Below are 20,510 nucleotides of genomic sequence, written 5' to 3'. Positions count from 1 at the left end.
GACGTTTTAACGTGGGGCGTTATTTTTAGCTTAGGATGATTGGTGGTATGTACAAGGCCTTTTATGGACTCAGTGATAACCCTTTTTCGATTGCACCCAATCCACATTATTTATTCTTGAGTGACAGACACAGAGAAGCCTTAGCCCATTTAACCTACGGGTTGGGTGAGACGGGTGGCTTTGTGTTACTAACGGGAGAGGTCGGCACAGGGAAGACAACAGTATCTCGTTGTTTACTAGGACAATTACCTGACAATACTGATACAGCATTTATTTTAAATCCTTCGCTGACTGAGTTGGAGTTACTCGCCACCCTATGCGATGAGTTGAAGATTAGTTATGGTGAAAATCCAACGCTCAAGCAACTGACTGACCATCTGAGCCGTTTTTTACTCGCCAATCATGAGAAGGGCCGCAATACCGTTCTCATCATCGATGAGGCGCAGCATCTGCGTGCCGAAGTATTAGAGCAATTAAGGTTGCTCACCAATCTCGAGACCGATACGAAAAAACTGCTGCAAGTCATTTTGATTGGCCAACCTGAACTCCAACTGCTACTCAAACGACAAGAACTGCGGCAATTAGCCCAGCGGATCACTGCTCGTTATCATTTATTGCCGCTAAATGAAGATGAAATTGCCCTTTACGTATTGCATCGTTTGCAGGTTGCTGGTCGTTTTGAACCTTTATTTACGCGAAAAGCCATTAAGGTACTGCATAAATACAGTGGTGGTATTCCTCGTCTCATCAACTTATTGTGCGAGCGAGCCCTTATGGCTGGGTATGCTCAATCTAAGGTGCCCATTGATCACCATATGGTGAGACAAGCGGCTGCTGAAGTATTAGGGGAGGAAGAACCGCAGCAGCATAAGTATCTGTGGCCAAGTGCTATCGCCGCCGCATTGGTACTAGCTTTTGGAGTATCCTATTGGTTGTTTACGGATAAACTCGCGGTTGCCAATGTGACGACTGAGCCTGTTATCCACGCCAAACAAACAGTTGTAACTGACAGTTCTGTTCAGCAAAGCCAAACGCCAGTAAATAATACTGAACCAGCACTCACTCAAGTGCAAAATACTGTTGTGGCGGCTGACCCAAGTCTGCGGGTATTACAGGAGGCTATCAAACAAAGTCGAAGTATTGATACCGCCTTTGCAGGTCTTTTTAATGTGTGGGGCAAAGTCCCATTTAAAGGCCTCACTGCCTGTCAGTCTGCACGGGAACAGGGGCTGTCATGTTATCAACAGCAGGGAAATTGGATGTCGATTACGCGGCTAAATTATCCTGCCGTTGTATATTTAGTTGATGATAATCAACAAGATTTTTATGGTGCTGTCATTGCAGTTGATAGTGATCAGCTATTGATGCAATTGGGCGAGCAGCAGCTTTGGGTTGATAGAGCTTGGTTCAATCAACACTTTAGCGGCACCTTTGAAATTCTCTGGCAGGCCCCCAATTTACCTATGCTGGAAATTAGCCAAAAATCGAGCCCTGGGCAATTACAGTGGCTGGAGAATGCGCTTGCCCATGTGGCTAAACGACCTTCACGCCGAGTCAGCCAATTTGATCTTAAGTTGGAGAATGATCTTAAAGCCTTTCAAAGCCAACATGGATTGAAGGCTGACGGTATTGCAGGCAATCAAACGTTAGTGAGACTGAATTTGTACTTAAGTGATCAAGGGCCGCGCCTAACCGATAATGGAGCCCAGAGTTAATGTCCATTTTACTCGACGCGGTAACCCGTAATAAACAACAGCAAGCTTCACCTTTACCCGATGCGGTACTAACGCCGAGGGCAAGTTATCCTGCGCCACGCAAGGCTTCTTTCCCTGCTGCAAAATTGTCGCTGCTTGCCGTTGCGATTACTCTTGGTATCGGTGTGGCATGGGGCGTTGCGCATTGGCAACAGGTCAATTCAATGATGCCCTTGAAGGCTAATGATGATAGTAGAAGTGATCTTCAAACGGGCACAGTGATAACTCAGCATGCTTCAAATACAGGTTCTGATAGCTCTGTCTCAACGAGTCAGGCTAACCGGACCGCATCCTTAAATGACCCAGTAAGTGCAGCCACTACGGTTGCCACACAGGAAGATACTGTTACTCAGGGGAACGCCGCAGGATTTCGATTAGCTGGGAAAGTCGCTTTGCCCAGGGAGCAGGTATTAAATGATGTGCCTTTAAGCGCCCAAGCTTATCCGAGCGTAGATTCGTCACAGGTTGTCGCTACAAATACCTCCTCAAATGCTGATCCTAGTTATGATGACTATCTTGCGACGTCAGCGGCCTTAGATGAAACAACTCGCGCCCAGCCATCATCTGCCGAAAATGGGGAGCTGGCGCAAGAGTTTGCCGATCCTGAACCAATAATGTTGGGGGCGAATGCTAATCGTCAAGGGTTAGCAACACTTGAGGCGCTGCGTCAACAAGTTAATGCTGCGGCGACGGATGTTGGCTTGGATACGGCGCAGAGTCGTCAAGATGATGAATTGGTCGCGACCTTCCAAGATGCACTGAAAGAGGTGGAATATGTCAAAGCGGCTAAAACACCTGTGACAGAGCCTAAGCTTGATCCTATCCCTAAAACGGAAAATGGCGATATTCCTAAATACGGGCAACTGCCTGCGGGATTACAACTACAAGTACCGGAATTTAATATTGTTGCCCATGTTTATTCGACGGATGCGAGTCAGCGTTGGTTAAACGTTGACGGTGCCGAGTTACAGGAAGGCGATATGATTGGTGGTAAGTTAAAGATCATTGCCATTCGTCCGCGGGATGTCGTTTTAGACATTCAAGGAACACAGTTTAGGGTTCCGGCGATGTAAGGCATTCTCTTAAGACAAAAGGCGCCTGTTGGCGCCTTTTGTTTATCGTTTTAAATTAAGCAAAGAAGTTATATGCGAGGAATAAAGTTAAGCCATAGCCAACACAGTAGCATAGGAATAGTGCAGGTACATATTTCAAGTAGCTTACAAAAGTGAGCTCTTTTACTTTGCTCATGGCGACGATACCCGCGGCTGAACCAATCACTAATAATGAACCACCTACGCCCACGCTATAGGTTAAGCCTAACCATTCTGGAGTGTTGAGTACAGGTTCTGCTTTTAATAGGGCAGCAGTGAGTGGCACGTTATCGATAAGAGCTGAACCCATGCCTGTGACAAAGTTTGAGATATTTGGATTAAATAGGGCATAGGCCTCGGTCAGCATATCTAAGGTGCCGATTTCTTTAAGCATGCCAACTAGCAATAAAATCCCTAAGAAGAATAACAAAGTGTCATATTCAACTTGGCGGATATATTCAAGGATCTTGATTTCTTCTTTATCGCTGCGCGTTGTATGACCAATCAGGAACATGATGGACAGACCGGTTAAGAAGGTCAGTACTGGAGGGATGCCAAACAAAATGTTGAGTAACATGGTCATTAAAATCGTGCAGAAGAACACGAGGGCAATCAGTAGATCAACCGTTTGATAACTATGTTTAATTGGGGTTGTTGAGACGATACCTTCAGCTTTTAGCGAAAAGAGCGTTGCCAGTAAAACGACACTCACGGCTGATGGGATGAACAGCATTAACAGTTCGGATATATGCACGTGACCCGCGAGGAAGATCATCAGGGTGGTGACGTCACCAGTGATCAATGCTACACCACCTGAGTTCACTGCGAAAATAATCAACACCGCCATTCTGCGACGCATCTGTTTATCGAGTTTGAAGGTGGTTAATAAGCCCAAAGAAACCAATGTAGCGGTGACGTTATCACAAAAGGCGGACAGAATTAGCGAGAATAATGCGACTTGTATCATCAATAACCGAACAGAAACCTTTTGTGGAAAGAGCTTCTGCACCATGATTTGAATCATACCTTTGGCGTTAAGATAGGCCACAAAGGTCATTGTCGACATTAAAAATAGCCACAAGGTGGCAATTTCAAGCAAGTTTTCATTGAGTTGATGAGCAACTAACTTCTCATGGCTAGGATCTCCAGCAGCCATGAATAGTGCTACCCATGAAATACAGCCAAAGAATAAGGTGGTTTTTGCTTTATTAAGGTGGGTTACTTCTTCAAAAATAATACTGAGCAATGCAAGCAGTGCCAGTATGATCAGAAAGGTATATAGCATAACTGCAATTCCAACTGCTGTTTTAATGTCGTGGCAGGCCAAAGGCGAGCTATTGAGTGGCATTATCAAGGCTTAATTAAGTTTGCCGTGTTAACGCGTGCGGATCAGAACATAATGGCGCGAATAACGCAACTGTTAGCTGTAACTCAGTTTTGTGTTGCTTTGTGATGTGTGTCTCAGCTGTTTGGGTGCATTTTTAGTTTTTAATACTGTATTGTGGTTTGCTATTGGTTTTTTATGTTGTTTGTTTCGGGTTGGTTATTGAGTGTAAAGTAAGATCTACGATTAAAGTCTAAACCGTTATTTTATCGATCCTGCAATTAATTTTTCTTTAGAGAGAAAATTCTGATTGAAAATTCAATGGTTCAAATAGATGCTGGATTTGAGTTTATTACCGACAATTGTACGGAATGTGCTGAGTGAGTCACAGATATGGCCACGTCGAAATATTGACCGAACAGAAAGTGAGCGGTATCTTGTGCCTCTTTTATCGTTAGGACACTGGATGTTGTATTTTGAGGATGATGCAAAATGAACTTTGTACTCCGGAGTCTCTTACTCTTAGGCTCTTTGGTTTGGCTGATCTACAGTGGTAAACAATTACTTGCTTTGGGTATATTCCACAATCCTAGCTTAGTGATTGATCACATCACGTTAACTCTACAAGCCTTAGTCGCAGCGATTATCTTTAAGTCGGCCTTAGGTTCAAAAAAGTCCGATAGCTATTGATTGGGCTAAGATTTGCACAATATTACTTTCAAAAGCTAAGTAAGAAAAAGGGACGCTAATGCGTCCCTTGATATTTTAAGCGCTCGCTTACATTGCCGCTTTCATGCGAGCTAATACGCGATCAGCCGCTTCAAGCGTGAGGCGCAATTCTTCTTCGCCATGGGCCATCGACAGGAAGCCAGCTTCATAAGCACTCGGTGCTAAGTAAACGCCTTCATCTAACATGCCATGGTAGAAAGTGCGGAAGTGCTCAATATTGCACTTAGTCACCTGGTCGAAGCGAGTGATCTGCTCTTGCTCAGTAAAGAAGAAGCCGAACATACCGCCAACATAGTTGATCGCCATTGGGATGCCGTGCTTATCAGCCGCCGCTTTAAAGCCTTCGGCGATGCGCTTGGTTTTAGCGCTCAGCGCTTCGTACAGACCTTCTTCACACAGAGCTTCCATTTGTGCTAGACCCGCTGACATCGCAATAGGGTTACCTGAAAGCGTGCCTGCTTGGTATACAGGGCCAGTTGGTGCGATAAACTGCATCACATCTTTACGGCCACCAAATGCACCTACAGGCATACCGCCACCGATGACTTTACCGAGTGTGGTTAAGTCTGGTTTAACGCCATAGTGACCTTGAGCGCCACTTCTTGATACACGGAAACCTGTCATCACTTCGTCGATAATCAGCAGCGCACCAAACTCATCACACAGGCTACGCAGACCTTCGAGGAAGCCTGGGATAGGTGGAATGCAGTTCATGTTGCCAGCAACGGGCTCGATGATGATGCAAGAAATCTCAGTTGGATATTGCTCGAACAGCGAACGAACAGAATCCAGATCGTTATACACAGCAGTTAAGGTGTGCTTTGCGAAATCTTCAGGAATACCAGGAGAGCTGGGTTGGCCTAAGGTTAATGCACCGGAACCTGCTTTCACTAATAGGCAATCGGCGTGGCCGTGGTAACAGCCTTCAAATTTTAAGATCTTGTCACGATTAGTAAAACCGCGCGCTAAGCGAATTGCACTCATGGTCGCTTCAGTACCTGAGCTCACCATACGGACTTGCTCGATAGAAGGTACCATGGCGATCACTTTCTCAGCCATTTGCACTTCAAGCTCAGTTGGCGCGCCAAAAGACAGACCATTATGTACCGCAGCCAATACGGCTTCACGGATCTTCGGATGGTTGTGGCCGAGGATCATCGGGCCCCAAGAGCCTACATAGTCGATATAAGCTTTACCATCGGCATCGTAAATATAAGCGCCATCAGCTTTTTCAATAAACAGGGGTGAGCCACCTACACCGTTAAATGCACGAACCGGAGAGTTAACACCGCCGGGGATGGTTTTTTTAGCCTGTTCAAATAGCGCTTCGGAACGGGTCATGTTAAGTCCTTAAAGTATGTAGCCGATTAGCGATCGGCTTTACGTGAATACCAATTAACGGGACACTCATATTTTTCGAGTTGTGTGTCAACCCCGAGTGTCAATGCAAACAGTGCCATACGAATTAACAGTCCATTGTCCGCCTGTCTGAAGATAGCGAGATTAGGATGGCTGTTTAAATCATTATCTAACTCATTAGCTTGCGCACGCGAATCCCGTGGCAGCGGGTGCATGATCACTGTGTTAGATTTGCAATGTTGGGTGTAAATACTGCGATTCAAACGGAATTTACCGCGGTATTTGTTTGCTTCTTCCTGGGATGGGAAGCGCTCTTCTTGAATGCGGGTCAGATAAAGAATATCTGCTTTATCTAAGTGGCCTTCAAGCTGGTCTGTTATTTTGATGCTATGGCCAGCATTTTCAATGTCTGAGATCACATAATCAGGCATAGCTAATTCAGCTGGTGAAATCAGTGTGAAGCTGATGTTCTTATACATGCACAGCAAACGCGACAATGAATGCACGGTGCGGCCAAACTTTAAATCACCGACCATAGCGATATGCATGCCATCGATACCGCGGCCAGCATGACCTAACTCTTTTTGAATGGTAAACAAATCGAGCAATGCTTGGGTTGGGTGCTCGTTCGAACCATCACCGCCATTGATTACGGGGACGCGGCTACCTTCGGCAAACTCTTTGACAGAGTAAGAGTCAGGGTGGCGCATCGCAATCACATCGGAATAGGTTGAGAGTACGCGGGCGGTATCGTACAGGGATTCACCCTTAGATAAGGACGAAGAGGCCATACCAGTGGTTTCACGCACATGGCCGCCGAGTAAGTTAAAGGCACAGCCAAAACTGACGCGGGTACGGGTACTTGGCTCGAAAAACAGGTTACCTAAAATGGCGCCTTCGAGCACTTTTGTGCGCTTCTCACGAAGTGCATAGGGCATCATGCGGTGGGCGACATTAAAAATAGTTTGGATTGAATCAAGATCTAACTGGTTTACGGAGAGGATGTGGGATCCTTCGAACTGGTTCATCAGCCTGTTTTCCAATTGCTAGGGGGCGTTCAAGTGCAGATATTGCGCTCGTAGCCCTAATGTTATGTAGGGTGGCTGAGGCGCGATTGTAACAGATGCACCAAGGCAGCGAAATAGTACCCTTGCCTCTGTAGTGTATTTTTACAGTGAAACAACAGGATTTTGTGAATCCAATCCACTCTTGGTTGACTGTTTAGTCTGTGACTTGGCTTAGACTTGGCCTGAGCGAATTTCTTGCTGTAGGTTCGGCCAACTAATCACCCCTACCACGTTATCTGGCGTGTCTTGATAGATAAAGACTTCACCGCTGCGCTTGGGTGACAGTATTGAATAGACCTCATCTAAGGTTTTGGTATCACTCAGTCCCTGCATGGGATGGCGTGAGAGGGTGATGTTGTCATCAAAGGATTGCATCTCAAGGCTGAGCATTTCTATTACCCCATCGGCATTACGTACTAACACAGGGCGACCTTCGGCGCGTTTTAACACCTCGAGCAGTAGCTCATCGTTGTTGTTGACGATAACGAAGCGCTTATCCATCAGGGCGCGCACGCCTTTTTTCTGTAGCGCCAAATTCACTGGGGCCACTTTATAGCCTAAGCCCATAATTTCTAACTGCTTGAAGAAGATAGAGTTAGTTTTAAAACCTTGATAGGCAATCAAAAATGCGGGAGCTGTGACAAACATCGCGGGCAGAATAATACTGGCATCGTTGGTCATTTCGAGCAGCGCGACTAATGCAGCGAGCGGCGCACTTAGGCAAACGCCCATCATGGCAGTCATGCCTATCACTGTATAGAGGCCAACGTAAGGCGCAATCGAAGGGAATAACATCGCACTGACTAAGGCTAAGATGGCACCGATTAAGGCGCCGATGCCGTAGAGCGGGCCAATCAATCCGCCCGGGATCCCAAGCCCTATCGCCGCAATGGTGGCGATAATCTTTGCGGCAAGCAGGGCGATTAACAGCAATAAACTGGGATGCTCGCTAATGGCTTCACTGATCGCTAAATCTCCAGTGCCCAGCGCCTGCGGCAAGATTAAGCCAATCAGGGTGGTGATACCTCCCGCCAGCAAGAGCCGATAAATCAGTGGCCAGTTTTGCCCCGTGGCAGTGACTTTAAGGAGCGTGTAATTGAAGAAGGCGGCGGCGCAGCCTAGTGCAATACCGCCAAGGGCTAAAATCGGATAGTGATCCAATGGAATATGGATCACCTGAATGCGGTCAAACTCATGCACATTGCCAAACACCAGCTGGCTGGAAACCGCGCCGCAAATGGCGGATAGCATAATCGGGAAGAAGTAATGCACTTTGTACTCGCGCACGATCACTTCGAGTACAAAAATCACTGCTGCTAGCGGGGCGTTAAAGGTGGCGGCAATCCCAGCTGCAATGCCGCTGGCGCACATAATTCGCACACTATTATCGGGAAGATTAAATTTTTCGGCTAGAACACTGGCACTTACGGCGCCAAGGTGAATGGCGGGGCCTTCACGGCCTACCGAAAAATTAGTCCCTAAGGCAAACAAGGCCTGAAAAAATTGCCCTGCAGCAGATTGCAAGGGGATTTTGCCGTAATGCAATTTAACCCTATGTAATACATAGGCAATCCCCATGCGCTTGTAACGTTTAGAGCCGAGTTTGGCGACAATCCAGATCAACAAGGCGCCAAAAAGTGGCAACAATGCTCGCCAGTCGGTGATGTTACCCGTAAAATCCTGCGTCTCGATTTGGGTGTAATGGTTTGCCCACTGGAGTAAGAGTCGAAACAACAGGATCACGCAGGAGGCGAAGATGGCGAATAACAAGGCCAGTAAGCACAGCTGCGCACTGATCTTGGCTTGAGATAAATGATCACGTAGCTCGTTAGTTAAGTACTTTTTAGCTGTGCTGATAGCGTCTTGAATCGCGGCTTTATTTATCGTTAATTGCACTGCATTGGCCTGAGTTGTATTGTATCGAACTCGTTCTTGAGTTGATTGTATTTTATATAAGGGGCTGTTACCTAATGCCAAATTATCATCGTTGGCTAGACCGGCTGCAAGTCATGGATTTAAAGTATCGTCCATCGACCAAGTATTTATTGTTATTAGTTTTTGTAGCATTTTTATTGGGTGCTTGGGTGAGCTTTATTGTATTAAACAGTGATGAAGCTGTCGTGAAGCACATTGGTGGGGGTAAATTACAACGTGTTACCGCTGAACTTGAGTTGCAAACCCAGGAACTCGCTACCCGCAATTTAGAGCTATCTGTTGAACGCGAAGCCAATGCGCAAATGCAAGATATGTTTGCACAGCAGATGAAAAAACAAAAAGAGCTAGAGCACGAATTAGCCTTTTATCGCAGCATTATGTCACCAGATGACAACGCTGAAGGTGTGGCTATCCATGGCCTTGAAATGACGCCAGGGGCCTTGGTTGATGAATATAATTTCAAACTGATTTTGACTCAGCTGCAAAAACGTAAGCAGGCGATTCAAGGCCGCACCGAAATCACGCTTATTGGTGTGCAAGATGGTAAATCTGTTGAGTTAAGTGTGAACAAACTCACGGGTTCTAAGCTTGAATTTGATTTTCGCTATTTTCAGGTCATAGATACCAAAGTTACTGTGCCAGCTGGCTTTAATGTGGTGCAAGTCAAAGTGAAAGTGGTGGTGCCTTCGAGCCGCTGGACTAAAAATTCGCAGACAGAACATGTCTATAGTGTCCCTGAATTATTACAGGGTGAAAAAGAACCGCGGGTAATACTTGAACAAAATAGTCAGGTAACGGATAATTTGCCCCAGAAAACTGATGTAAGAGGTAGTAATGACTGATCAAGCTGACGCAACAATGCCAATTAAATTTACCGATGCGGCAGCCGCTAAGGTAAAAGGCTTGTTGGAAGAAGAGCAAAATCCTGCACTTAAGCTACGCGTGTATGTTACTGGCGGTGGTTGTTCTGGATTTCAGTACGGCTTTACCTTTGATGAAAAGGTCAATGAAGGCGACTTCACTGTTGAGAAACAAGGCGTCCAATTGGTCGTCGATCCCATGAGCTTACAATACCTCGTTGGCGGTGAAGTGGATTACACTTCAGGTCTCGAAGGTTCGCGTTTCTTTGTGAAGAACCCTAATGCCACAACCACCTGTGGCTGTGGTGCAAGTTTCTCTGTATAAGCTTGTGTTACAAATGTAGTTAGCTGATATAGAAAATAAAAAAGCCGTCGAGAAGACGGCTTTTTTATTGGTAATGATCTACTGAGCTGCGTTGGTATAGGCCGTTAGTTCATAATATTGAGGTTTAACTTGGGTTTAAACCAAGCTTTAACGTCCTTATCGAATGCAATCCAAACCTGCAATAAAGATAAGACAATCAACACAGTAAAAATCACATAGTCAGGTAGTTTTCCCTGCCACTGACCAAGGTGCACTGTGGTTGGTCCTGCGACGAGGTTGTCAGGATCGTATAACAGTACTGGCAGCATACTTACTAATGCTAACTGCACTAAGGTATAACCTCTTAGCATAATTAGCCCAGCCTTTTGGCGACCTATAATCCCGAGCACCATCAATAGGGTTAACAGGCAGAAAAGTACCCCTTGTTTGGCGATTAAACCGCTTACCGATGCTGCGACATAAAGTAGCAGCAAAGCAATTAAGCGTTTAGGTAAACGGGCTTTTGCCAAGGGTGGCGTAGCCTGCGTTGCCAAAGAGGATTCTTGCTCGCTCAGCGACATTGTGGTTTGCCCTTGTGGATTAGTGGCTTTGTTTAGTGACTAGACGTTGATCTAACTCATAGGGTGGGATCACCACACCTAAGTCGTCCTGTACAGGGAATACGGCAACGAACAGATCGTCATCTTCCATGCCGGGTACCCATCGTTCATGCCATTCATCATAGGGAATCGCTAAGGTTTGGCAGTCGCTCCAATCATCGACTGCCCAAGATTCAGCCGCTTCTTCGGTTGGCCACATTGGGATACAGTCTTCATCTTCAGTGGTTAGCATTACGCAACCATCTTGATCTTGAAGCGTCCATAACACTTTATGTTGCTTGATTTGTTCAACGAGGTAGTCGTAACGCGCTTCTGGAGTCATGCCAGCGGCTTCTGCAAAGGTTTTAACAGTCTTGCTCATGAAAATATCTCTTATGCGTGAATAGGGCGAAGCCTGTCGTGCCACAAAAGTAAAAACGTGGGCACAGCAAAACTCACCAGTTGCCAAGATGGTAACATTAGAGCGGGGTTTGAAAAAGCACAACAGCGCAGCTAAAGCGCTGTTGGCATAGAGGGATTACTTGGCAGCGTTGAAATAACGGTAGATAACACCCGCTAAAATGGCACCAATGATCGGAGCTGCCCAAAATAGCCATAATTGTGAGACGGCCCAATCACCAACAAATAGCGCTGGGCCTGTGCTGCGGGCAGGGTTTACTGAGGTGTTAGATACAGGGATACTGATGAGGTGGATTAGGGTTAAGCATAAACCAATAGCGATCGGGGCAAAGCCTTTAGGCGCTCGTTCATCGGTTGAGCCTAAAATGACGAGTAGAAAAAATAAGGTCATTACAATTTCGCAGATCATTACCGATATCATGCTATAGCCGCCTGGAGAATGTTCACCAAAGCCATTAGAAGCAAAACCTGCCGCGAGACTAAAACCTTCTTGCCCTGAGGCGATTAAATACAATACTCCTGCACCGACAATACCACCCGCTACTTGGGCAATGATATAAGGCAACAGTTCCGATGCTGGAAAACGTCCGCCAGCCCAGAGTCCAAATGATACCGCCGGGTTGAGGTGGCAACCTGAGATATGACCAATCGCGAAGGCCATAGTGAGAACGGTTAAGCCAAAGGCGAGTGACACTCCGAGTAAGCCTATCCCCACCTCAGGAAAAGCTGCTGCCAGTACTGCGCTGCCACAGCCACCGAGCACCAGCCACAAAGTGCCCAAAAATTCTGCCGCCATTTTTTGTGACATATTCATTGATTGATTTCCTATTCAGTCGATTGATGCCGGTATGGCTTTTTGACGCCATTGCATAAACCATTGTTTATCTTGCTGGTTAAGTGTAGCTAGATAAATAACCATTCCCTTAATTGAAGTGTTGTGCCCGCAGATTGTTCGGATCTCTGTAGACCATCACAACCTGGCTTTGCGTGTTTACGGCTTAGTTAACAACCACTTTAGCAAGTTTGTATGACACAACTGTGATCAAGCATAGATGGGTTTTAAGTATTTAGATTAATATCAAAGACAAAGATAACTTTAATGTGAGGGGATATTGGTTGTTGGCAGTGTTTTTGAATTGGCTTTATTAAAAGTGATTTAGTCGATAGAAGAAGAGAATCATCAGGACACAAATACTCGAGAGCATTTGTGTCCATTAATGTTACTTAGCGCTAAAACGTCCACCCAAAACGGCTTCGCGGGAGGCGCCAGTGACGGCGGGTAGATTGGCTGGCAGGCCTAAGTGATGGCGCATCGCAAGCCATGCAAAGGCGATGCCTTCGGCCCATTTAGGATCGACTCCGAGTGCTGAGGTGGTATCGATATGATAATTCGGCAGTAACTCTGCTAAACGCTGCATTAGCTCGCCATTGAAAGCGCCACCACCACAGACAAATAATTCCCCTGTTTGGGCGAGTTTAAGGATGTCGCGGGCAATACTGTGACAGGTTAAATCGAGCAGTGTCGATTGAATATCTTCTTCATCTAATTGATTAAACGCCGATAATTGCTGCTCTAACCAAGCCTGATTAAACAATTCACGCCCCGTGCTCTTGGGATAGGCGAGGGAGAAATAAGGGTGCGACAACAATTGCGCGAGTAGCTGTTGATCGGTTTTACCCGATGCTGCCCAAGTACCGTTTTTGTCATAGGGTTCATTCTTTACTTGCTGAATCCAGGCATCAATTAAGGTGTTGCCCGGCCCAGTATCAAAACCTAAGACTTCATCGCTATTACCCGGCAGATAGGTGATATTGGCAATACCACCAATATTGAGGATGATGCGTTTTTTTCCGACTTGGGCAAAGGTTTGCTGGTGAAATGCGGGCACTAATGGCGCGCCTTGGCCGCCTAAGGCGATGTCTTTGCGGCGAAAATCGGCAATCACATCTATGCCCGTTTCGGTTGCTATGGTGTTGGGATCGCCAATTTGCAGGGTAAAACCTACCTCAAGATTTGGCATATGGCGCACAGTTTGGCCATGGCTACCAATTGCTATGATGTTTTCTTTGGCTATCATGGCTTTGGCGAGCAAGTTATTGACTGCAAGAGCAAATAATTTGCCAACACTGCGGTCTAGGCGGCCAAGGCGGTTGATTTCATCATTGCCTGGCAGACACAGGCGTTGTAATCCTTTGAGCAAATGGCTCGGGATCGCCTCGGTATGCGTTGCAATCAGCTGCGGCTGTTCGCCCGCAAAGTCTACTAGCACAGCATCGACACCATCCATACTGGTGCCTGACATCAGTCCAATATAATAAGCCTTGTTCATTTGATGGGATCCATCCGTCGTTATTGCATCGCCAATTGGGTTTGCTTGTTCTGTGAAATGCTTGCCATCAACTGTTTGCTGATAGTATCGAATTGAGATTTTTCTTTACGGGCGATTGATTCGGCCTTGGGCAAATCCACTGTTCTTGGATTGCGGTGCACCCCATTGACGATAAATTCATAGTGTAGGTGAGCACCCGTGACGCGTCCTGTTTTGCCTAATGTGCCAATAATTTGCCCCTGCTTAACGCTAGCCCCTTTGCTGACATTACGCTTGGTCAAATGTAAATACTTGGTCGTGTAGGTATCGTTGTGCTTAATGAACACATAGTTACCATTAAATTGATTGTAGCCGGATTCGATAACTCGTCCATTGCCTGCCGCTTTAATGGGGGTGCCAATTGCGGCAACATAGTCAACACCACGATGAGCTTTAACTTGTCCTGTCACTGGATGCAGGCGTCTAGGATTAAAGTTTGAACTGACATATTTAAAGTCAACCGGTGAGCGTAAGAATGCCTTACGCATACTTGTACCATTTTCGGAATAGTAGTTACCGTCGGTGTAGCGCACTGCAGTGTAGCGCTCATCTTGGTTAATAAACTCCGCAGCTAAGATATTGCCATTACGTAAAAACTCGCCTTCGGCATACTCTTGCTCATAGATAATGGCGAAGCTATCGCCCTCGCGTAAATCTAAGGCAAAGTCGATATCCCAGCCAAACACGGTCGAGAGTTGCATAATTTGGTTAGCATTTAAGCCCGCATCTACGGCAGCGTTCCAGAAGTTACTCTTAATTTTCGCGCTGGTGAATTGAGTGCGAATTTCAATGTCTTTTTCGGTGATTTTTTCAAAATACCTGTCGTGATCTTTAGTGATCACTAAGGTTGATATCGCATCAACACGGTAGCGCACTTCGGTTAAATCACCATTGACGTCCTTAGAGATCACAATTTCTTCGCCGGGAATGATTTTTAATAGATTCTGCTTGGCGAGCGGTAACTGAGTGATTTCATATACATCTTTGCTGGTGAGTCCTGCTCGCTCAAAAACGGCTGCTAAAGTATCGCCATTCTTAACATTAAAATGCTCAACATCCCTATGGTGGGCGCTCTCTAGGGTTTCGGGGGCTGAATGATTACCCGCAGCTAACGCGTCTACTGAAGACAAGGCTGTGGCTTGATTTGCCTCATCCTGTGTTTGTCCTTCAATGCCTTCTGGACGCTCTGGTGAGCGAAAGGCTAAGGGCACATCGTAACGGGTGTTGACTTGATGATCTGCAATACCTTGAGTTTGTCTTGAAGCTTGGGCTTCTTCAGATGGAAAGAGCAAGGTTATCATTGTGATAACAGAAAGAATGCTGAGGAGAATTTGATGCTTTTTAGGCAACAATTTAAATAACGTTATAACCTTTCCCATTGACGCCGATACCGATAACCTAAGGCTTGAATAATCCCGTTAGTGTACACACTTTCAATTGTGGTGGCTAACAAGTAACATAAGTCTCCTCATTTTATGACTATGGCCTTAGGAGTCCCCGCCGAGATGGCTGATTTAGACCAAGTATTAGCAGAAATTAGACGTGGTACCGACGAGATCCTACTCGAATCGGATCTGCTGGAAAAACTCAAAGAAGGACGTCCACTTCGTATCAAGTTAGGCGCAGATCCTACTGCACCGGATATCCATCTTGGACACACAGTAATTTTAAATAAGTTAAGATTATTCCAAGAGTTAGGTCATGAGGTCATTTTCTTAATTGGTGACTTTACCGGTATGGTGGGTGATCCAAGTGGTAAAAACAGCACTCGTCCACCACTGACTCGTGAGCAAGTGTTAGCCAATGCCGAGACCTATAAAGAGCAGGTCTATAAAATCCTTGATCCTGCAAAAACGCGTATCGAGTTCAACTCGAGCTGGTTAGAGCCATTAGGCGCGGCTGGGATGATTCGTTTAGCCTCACAGCAAACTGTTGCTCGTATGATGGAACGTGATGACTTTAAGAAGCGTTATGCATCGGGTCAATCAATCGCTATCCACGAATTTATGTATCCGCTACTGCAAGGATATGACTCTGTAGCGCTCAAGGCCGACGTTGAATTAGGGGGGACTGACCAGAAGTTCAACCTATTAATGGGTCGTGAGTTACAGAAAGCCGAAGGCCAAAAACCACAAGCTGTGATTATGATGCCACTGCTTGAAGGTTTAGATGGCGTGAAGAAAATGTCTAAATCGGCGCACAACTACATTGGTGTGAGTGAGCCCGCCAATGAAATGTTCGGCAAGATCATGTCGATTTCAGACGAATTAATGTGGCGCTACTTTGAGTTGCTGTCATTCCGTCCCTTGGCCGAGATTGAACAGTTCAAACAAGATATCGCCAACGGTGCTAACCCTCGTGATACCAAGATTGCGCTCGCGAAGGAAATCATCGCGCGCTTCCACGACGAAGCCGCTGCTGAAAGTGCCCATCAAGCCTTTATTGACCGTTTCCAAAAGGGCGCTATCCCAGATGATATCCCAGAGGTTGAACTAGCGGCGGGTGAAGGCTTAGCGATTGCTAACTTACTTAAAGATGCCGACTTAGTCGGTTCGACTTCCGATGCGATGCGTATGATCAAGCAAGGCGCGGTGAAGATGGATGGTGAGAAGGTTGACGATAGCCGTATGACCTTAAGCGCTGGCACGGTTGCCGTATTCCAAGTCGGTAAGCGTAAGTTTGCGAAAGTGACTCTGGTTTAACTAATCTGAGTTTAGCTTGAATCGAATATCACGACTCGAGTACAGTGAATAAGTGCTTATTACGGTTAATAAGTACTTACCAAGTAGTAAAAAGAGCGCCTAAGGGCGCTCTTTTTATATCTGCATTTTATCTGGTGCTGGCTACATGTGAGATGCAGGCTTAAGGTGCCGTACTGGCCTCATGTTCACCAATATTACATCTGTCGGTGCCAAAATGCTGGCCATCACGACACTTCCAAGCTAGTTGAGCTGAATCGACCTGCCAGCGTTGGGCATCTTTTTTGAGTGATAAAATCAACAGCATTTGTGGATGTTGTTTAGATATTTCACTCACTTGATAGGTCAATATTCCATACTTTGTCGGCTGGGTCCGAACTAGGGTGAACTTTTGCCCCGCGTATTGGTTACTTATGGTTTTGGGATCTTCACTCCAAGCTTGATGTTGTGCTTGGGCAACACGCAGTTGTTGATTGAAATGGCTTACAGGTTGCACCGCATAGGAAACAATAATCGGCTGCTGCGCTTGTGCGTTGGGCACGAGTATCAAAGCATTTAGGGCGAGCAGGGCAATCAGTCCAAAAAACTTCATACAAACCTCATTGAAACTAAACGAACGAATTAGGCATTCAGCGCCATGGTTCAGTCGCATGACTCATTGTAGATTTCGACTCATTTTTAGGGCTCAAGTTTCAATCAAAGCGAAATTTTGTGATTATTGCATCGCTAATTGGTCTGACATTGTCTGATAGTCAATCAGATCCACATGCTCTGCGACTCTATAGTTGCGCATATCAAGTTTAAGGCTAGTCACGCCAGGGATAGCGACATCAATGATTTTGCCGGGCTTACCAAATTGCTCCCCAGGCCCCTTAAAGTGATAGTTACCAATCATCACCACTAATGAGCCCGCGTTATACATATGCTCGATATTAAAATCATATTCGAGCACTCCCTCATGGGCGCGCTCGAAAAAGTCGATAATAAAACGACCACCCGTGTATTTACGATTGGCAGTTTTATCGAAGAAAATACTATCGCGGTTATAGAATTTGCCGAGTGTTTTATAGTCGTGTTCAGTGAGCGCGTTCATATATTTGATGGCTAACTGTTGTTCCGCAGGCATTTCCCCTGAGTTTGCATGTACAGACACAGGAAACAGCGCTGGAATAAACATAAGGCAGACTAAAAGACACAATATTCGCAAACTATTCCCTCTTGGTTTTGAGATCAAAGGCGGGTAACGACAAATGCCATTTGATGGCGCATAGGCGGATCATTAATGCACTGGTCATGGCTAAAAACAGTGCCGTTTTTTCGCCCATACCCAAGGCTAAGCTTACGGTATAACCAATACCGCCGATAATTGAGGCCGTGGCATAGATTTCTGTGCGCAACACCATAGGGATTTGTCGGCACAGTAAGTCTCGAATAATGCCTCCTCCAACGCCTGTGATCAAGCCCATCACGACGGCAATCATGCCACTTAGCCCCATATTGAGGGCTTTTTCTGCACCAATCACAGTGAACAGGGCTAAACCTAAGGCATCAGCTACGGGGAGCGTATACTCCGGCATCTTGCGTGGTCGGCGTACTAACAGCAAACAAGCTAGGACAGTGGCGAGTATGACTATGATGTAGTTCGGGTCGCGGATCCAAAACACGGGTGTGGCACCAATCAGCGCATCACGGATACTGCCACCACCTACAGCAGTGACCGATGCAAGCACTATCACCCCAAAGGGGTCCATGCGATGACGTCCTGCAGCTAAGGCGCCGGAAAGGGCAAATACTGCTGTGCCACATAAATCGAAGAAGTAAATCCAATGGTTCATTTACTCATCTCTTTGATATGGATATTCAGCGCATCCACAGAAATACGAATTTCAATGACAGATAAAATCAGTGAATAAAGTAAGAGTAACAAGCTGGCACCAAAGATGATGGAGCCAGTCTTGTTAAAACCGATATAAATAAAAATCATACAGAGCACACACAGGGCAAAACTCGATACACCAGCTTCCTGCATGCGGCGAATAATCCTGATCCGCTGACTTAAGTTTTTAATCTGATCCTGATGCACGGGTTTGTCGCCGTTACTTAACTGACGGATCAATGCTGCCAGTGCAAAGAATCGGTTGGTATAAGCAAGTAATAGCAAAGAAATTGCCGGAAATAACAACGCAGGAGTTGTTAATGAGACATGCATGTTTTCGAACAAGATAGTCAGCCTTTAACCTAATGTTAAGATGAGAGGCATCATATCACAGGGTTTGTAGCCAGCGTAAACCCGCCCAAAGGAAGGGAAGAAGCGTGATAAAACTAAACCAAATTACGCAGGCGCGTGAGGTGAGTTTTACTGCTGGGGTAATACTCTCATGGTGCGGCTGTGGGCCATAGACTATCTTCGCCACATCAATGCGTTGCCCCGAAAACTTCTGCGGTCCGCCTAATTCAATCCGTAAAATATTCGCCACTAAGGACACACTCATCACATAACCCCGTAGGGCGGGATGATTTTTAGAGGTGCGAAACAGTAATGCCAAGGCTTTAGGGCCACCCTGAATCGCAATAGATAGGCTCCATAACCAAGCGGGTATTGCCAGTAGTACCGTTGAGATAATATTCACAGTGCTGCAAAAATGCTGATATTTAGGTTGTATAGGTGGCCAGCTGAGCTCGAGTTGTTTAATCATTCTGACCGCCAGCACCATAGGCGCGCCCGCGATCGCAAAAAAGAAGATAGTCGATGCTGTGCCGTAAATCGGCGCTGTAGCTAGTTTTTCTATCGTCGCTTTGGTTAAGCCTACTTCCGACAGATTATCCGTATCACGGATAACCCACGGCTGTAATAACTTTTTTGCGCTGGCATTATCCTCGCGGTTTAATGCTTTAGCGATTTCGTCGGCCACTTGGCTAAAGCCTGCATCACTCAAACACAGATACAGCACTAAAAACTCAAAAAACCATGGGAAGGCTGCGAGCTCGAGCAAAAAAGTAATAATCGCCCAGAAGGGGAATACCAGTAACAACATGGCTAAAAAGCCAGCGGTTGCCTGTTGGCTGGGCGCGCGCCCGGGGCGATTGACTTTGGCTGCGAGTTGTTTGGATAAGTGACTAAACCAAATCAGTGGCTGCATTTCTCTGGGTAATGGCGCTAAACGCGCCAGTAATAAAGCTAAGAAAAGTACCAAGAAGCCTTCAAACAAAGCGCCATCAATTTCGACAAGTTGTTGATAAAAAGAGCTGTTCATCAGGTACTTTCCACAAATATGCTTTTGTTTATTACTGTACTGAGTTTGGATCTAATTGCTCAAGTAGCAACATCACCATCAGCGCTGAATGGTAGCCCGCTTTCACAATATAGGAATCAAAATCGACGGGCGAGTCGTTGTTGGCGTTGTCAGAGAGCGAGCGAATCACCACAAATGGCACGCCAAACTGGTGGCACACTTGAGCAATTGCCGCGCCTTCCATCTCACAGGCCGCCATGGTTGGGAAATGCTCCAACATGGTCTTGGTACGTACTGGGTCGCAAATAAAGCTATCGCCAGTACAGATTAAGCCTTCAATCGCTTTCACTTCTCCTAATTGTGCGATGGCCTTATTAGCCGCTTCTACTAAGTATGGCGCCGGAATAAATGCCGCAGGTTGCTGCGCCATTTGGCCAATTTCGTAACCAAATGCGGTGACATCCACGTCGTGGTGGCGCACTTCGGATGAAATCACGATATCGCCAATCGACAGTGAATCGACAAAACCACCCGCAGAACCTGTGTTAATTACCGCATCGGGGGCGTATTTTTCAATCAGCAGTGTGGTGGCGATACTGGCGGCAACTTTACCAATACCAGAGCGGGTGACTACAACGTCTTTACCCGCTAAGGTGCCAGCGATAAATTCAACACCTGCAATCGTTTGCGAAGAGGCGTTTGTCATAGCCGCAATAAGATGGGCAACTTCTGGCTCCATTGCGCCAATAATACCAATTTTCATGGGA

The 20,510-nt window shown here is 46.1% G+C and carries 21 protein-coding genes; 6 read left to right on the top strand and 15 right to left on the bottom strand.

Annotation, left to right across the window (positions count from 1 at the left end; translation table 11 throughout):
* Window positions 1-47: 47 nt before the first annotated feature.
* Both JM642_RS14785 and JM642_RS14780 read left to right on the top strand, forming a co-directional pair.
* Entirely contained in the window at window positions 48-1,715 is a 1,668-nt protein-coding gene (locus JM642_RS14785) for an ExeA family protein (RefSeq protein ID WP_088586972.1), read from the top strand.
* Window positions 1,715-2,827, top strand: coding sequence for a general secretion pathway protein GspB (locus JM642_RS14780; protein ID WP_069454475.1), 1,113 nt, complete (start codon window positions 1,715-1,717; stop codon window positions 2,825-2,827). Before JM642_RS14785 ends, JM642_RS14780 begins: the two co-directional genes overlap by 1 nt.
* A 55-nt stretch (window positions 2,828-2,882) precedes the next feature.
* Here JM642_RS14780 and nhaD read toward each other — a convergent pair whose 3' ends face one another.
* Window positions 2,883-4,130 (bottom strand): sodium:proton antiporter NhaD, encoded by a 1,248-nt coding sequence (nhaD, locus tag JM642_RS14775; protein ID WP_037427613.1) that lies wholly within the window; start codon window positions 4,128-4,130, stop codon window positions 2,883-2,885.
* Window positions 4,131-4,661: 531 nt separating this feature from the next.
* On the opposite strand from nhaD, the gene JM642_RS14770 reads away from it, so the two are divergent.
* A complete protein-coding gene (locus JM642_RS14770; RefSeq protein ID WP_037415478.1) occupies window positions 4,662-4,859 on the top strand; it encodes a hypothetical protein in 198 nt (65 codons plus the stop codon).
* A gap of 87 nt (window positions 4,860-4,946) precedes the next feature.
* Here the strand turns inward: JM642_RS14770 and hemL are convergent, their stop codons facing one another.
* The 3 genes from hemL to JM642_RS14755 form a co-directional block, all read right to left on the bottom strand.
* Window positions 4,947-6,239 carry a glutamate-1-semialdehyde 2,1-aminomutase gene (hemL, locus tag JM642_RS14765; RefSeq protein WP_037415480.1) on the bottom strand — a complete coding sequence of 431 codons (1,293 nt, stop codon included), beginning with the start codon at window positions 6,237-6,239 and terminating at the stop codon, window positions 4,947-4,949.
* Window positions 6,240-6,265: 26 nt separating this feature from the next.
* A complete protein-coding gene (locus JM642_RS14760) occupies window positions 6,266-7,285 on the bottom strand; it encodes an aspartate carbamoyltransferase (protein WP_037415482.1) in 1,020 nt (339 codons plus the stop codon).
* A 210-nt stretch (window positions 7,286-7,495) separates the two neighbouring features.
* Window positions 7,496-9,220 (bottom strand): chloride channel protein, encoded by a 1,725-nt coding sequence (locus JM642_RS14755; protein ID WP_203432070.1) that lies wholly within the window; start codon window positions 9,218-9,220, stop codon window positions 7,496-7,498.
* Window positions 9,221-9,294: 74 nt separating this feature from the next.
* Here JM642_RS14755 and JM642_RS14750 point away from each other — a divergent pair, with 74 nt between their 5' ends.
* Window positions 9,295-10,101, top strand: coding sequence for a DUF6776 family protein (locus JM642_RS14750; RefSeq protein ID WP_047537771.1), 807 nt, complete (start codon window positions 9,295-9,297; stop codon window positions 10,099-10,101).
* Complete coding sequence (erpA, locus tag JM642_RS14745) at window positions 10,094-10,444, top strand: iron-sulfur cluster insertion protein ErpA (protein WP_011071517.1); 351 nt, start codon at window positions 10,094-10,096, stop codon at window positions 10,442-10,444. The genes JM642_RS14750 and erpA overlap by 8 nt, the downstream gene beginning before the upstream one ends.
* 104 nt (window positions 10,445-10,548) lie before the next feature.
* On the opposite strand, the gene JM642_RS14740 is transcribed toward erpA, so the two are convergent.
* From JM642_RS14740 to JM642_RS14720, 5 genes are all read right to left on the bottom strand, one after another.
* Window positions 10,549-11,004: a hypothetical protein gene (locus JM642_RS14740; protein WP_037415501.1), complete on the bottom strand. Its 456-nt coding sequence runs from the start codon at window positions 11,002-11,004 to the stop codon at window positions 10,549-10,551.
* A gap of 19 nt (window positions 11,005-11,023) precedes the next feature.
* On the bottom strand, window positions 11,024-11,404 hold the full coding sequence (locus JM642_RS14735; RefSeq protein ID WP_037415505.1) for a DUF2750 domain-containing protein: 381 nt from the start codon (window positions 11,402-11,404) through the stop codon (window positions 11,024-11,026).
* A gap of 156 nt (window positions 11,405-11,560) precedes the next feature.
* Window positions 11,561-12,256, bottom strand: coding sequence for an aquaporin Z (gene aqpZ, locus JM642_RS14730; RefSeq protein WP_037427605.1), 696 nt, complete (start codon window positions 12,254-12,256; stop codon window positions 11,561-11,563).
* 406 nt (window positions 12,257-12,662) lie between these two features.
* A complete protein-coding gene (locus JM642_RS14725; RefSeq protein WP_203432069.1) occupies window positions 12,663-13,772 on the bottom strand; it encodes an anhydro-N-acetylmuramic acid kinase in 1,110 nt (369 codons plus the stop codon).
* Window positions 13,773-13,792: 20 nt separating this feature from the next.
* Window positions 13,793-15,190 (bottom strand): peptidoglycan DD-metalloendopeptidase family protein, encoded by a 1,398-nt coding sequence (locus JM642_RS14720; protein ID WP_037427603.1) that lies wholly within the window; start codon window positions 15,188-15,190, stop codon window positions 13,793-13,795.
* A 126-nt stretch (window positions 15,191-15,316) separates the two neighbouring features.
* On the opposite strand from JM642_RS14720, the gene tyrS reads away from it, so the two are divergent.
* Window positions 15,317-16,513 carry a tyrosine--tRNA ligase gene (gene tyrS / locus JM642_RS14715; RefSeq protein WP_037415520.1) on the top strand — a complete coding sequence of 399 codons (1,197 nt, stop codon included), beginning with the start codon at window positions 15,317-15,319 and terminating at the stop codon, window positions 16,511-16,513.
* A gap of 160 nt (window positions 16,514-16,673) precedes the next feature.
* Here the strand turns inward: tyrS and JM642_RS14710 are convergent, their stop codons facing one another.
* The 6 genes from JM642_RS14710 to JM642_RS14685 form a co-directional block, all read right to left on the bottom strand.
* Complete coding sequence (locus JM642_RS14710; RefSeq protein WP_037427601.1) at window positions 16,674-17,102, bottom strand: hypothetical protein; 429 nt, start codon at window positions 17,100-17,102, stop codon at window positions 16,674-16,676.
* 123 nt (window positions 17,103-17,225) lie between these two features.
* Window positions 17,226-17,717 carry a nuclear transport factor 2 family protein gene (locus JM642_RS14705; protein ID WP_203432068.1) on the bottom strand — a complete coding sequence of 164 codons (492 nt, stop codon included), beginning with the start codon at window positions 17,715-17,717 and terminating at the stop codon, window positions 17,226-17,228.
* A 1-nt stretch (window position 17,718) separates the two neighbouring features.
* Window positions 17,719-18,345 carry a trimeric intracellular cation channel family protein gene (locus tag JM642_RS14700; protein ID WP_037427599.1) on the bottom strand — a complete coding sequence of 209 codons (627 nt, stop codon included), beginning with the start codon at window positions 18,343-18,345 and terminating at the stop codon, window positions 17,719-17,721.
* Window positions 18,342-18,719 carry a DUF2721 domain-containing protein gene (locus JM642_RS14695; protein WP_037415657.1) on the bottom strand — a complete coding sequence of 126 codons (378 nt, stop codon included), beginning with the start codon at window positions 18,717-18,719 and terminating at the stop codon, window positions 18,342-18,344. The genes JM642_RS14700 and JM642_RS14695 overlap by 4 nt, the downstream gene beginning before the upstream one ends.
* 55 nt (window positions 18,720-18,774) lie before the next feature.
* On the bottom strand, window positions 18,775-19,764 hold the full coding sequence (locus tag JM642_RS14690) for a cobalamin biosynthesis protein (protein ID WP_203432067.1): 990 nt from the start codon (window positions 19,762-19,764) through the stop codon (window positions 18,775-18,777).
* 31 nt (window positions 19,765-19,795) lie between these two features.
* The gene (locus JM642_RS14685) at window positions 19,796-20,506 is read right to left on the bottom strand and encodes a 5'-methylthioadenosine/adenosylhomocysteine nucleosidase (RefSeq protein WP_203432066.1); all 711 of its coding nucleotides are present in this window, start codon (window positions 20,504-20,506) and stop codon (window positions 19,796-19,798) included.
* Between the last annotated feature and the right edge of the window lie 4 nt (window positions 20,507-20,510).

The organism is Shewanella sp. LZH-2 (assembly GCF_016859145.1).
Lineage (GTDB): Bacteria > Pseudomonadota > Gammaproteobacteria > Enterobacterales > Shewanellaceae > Shewanella > Shewanella xiamenensis.
The sequence above is the reverse complement of the archived record's forward strand: the minus strand, read 5'-3'. Positions and strand labels throughout refer to the sequence as shown.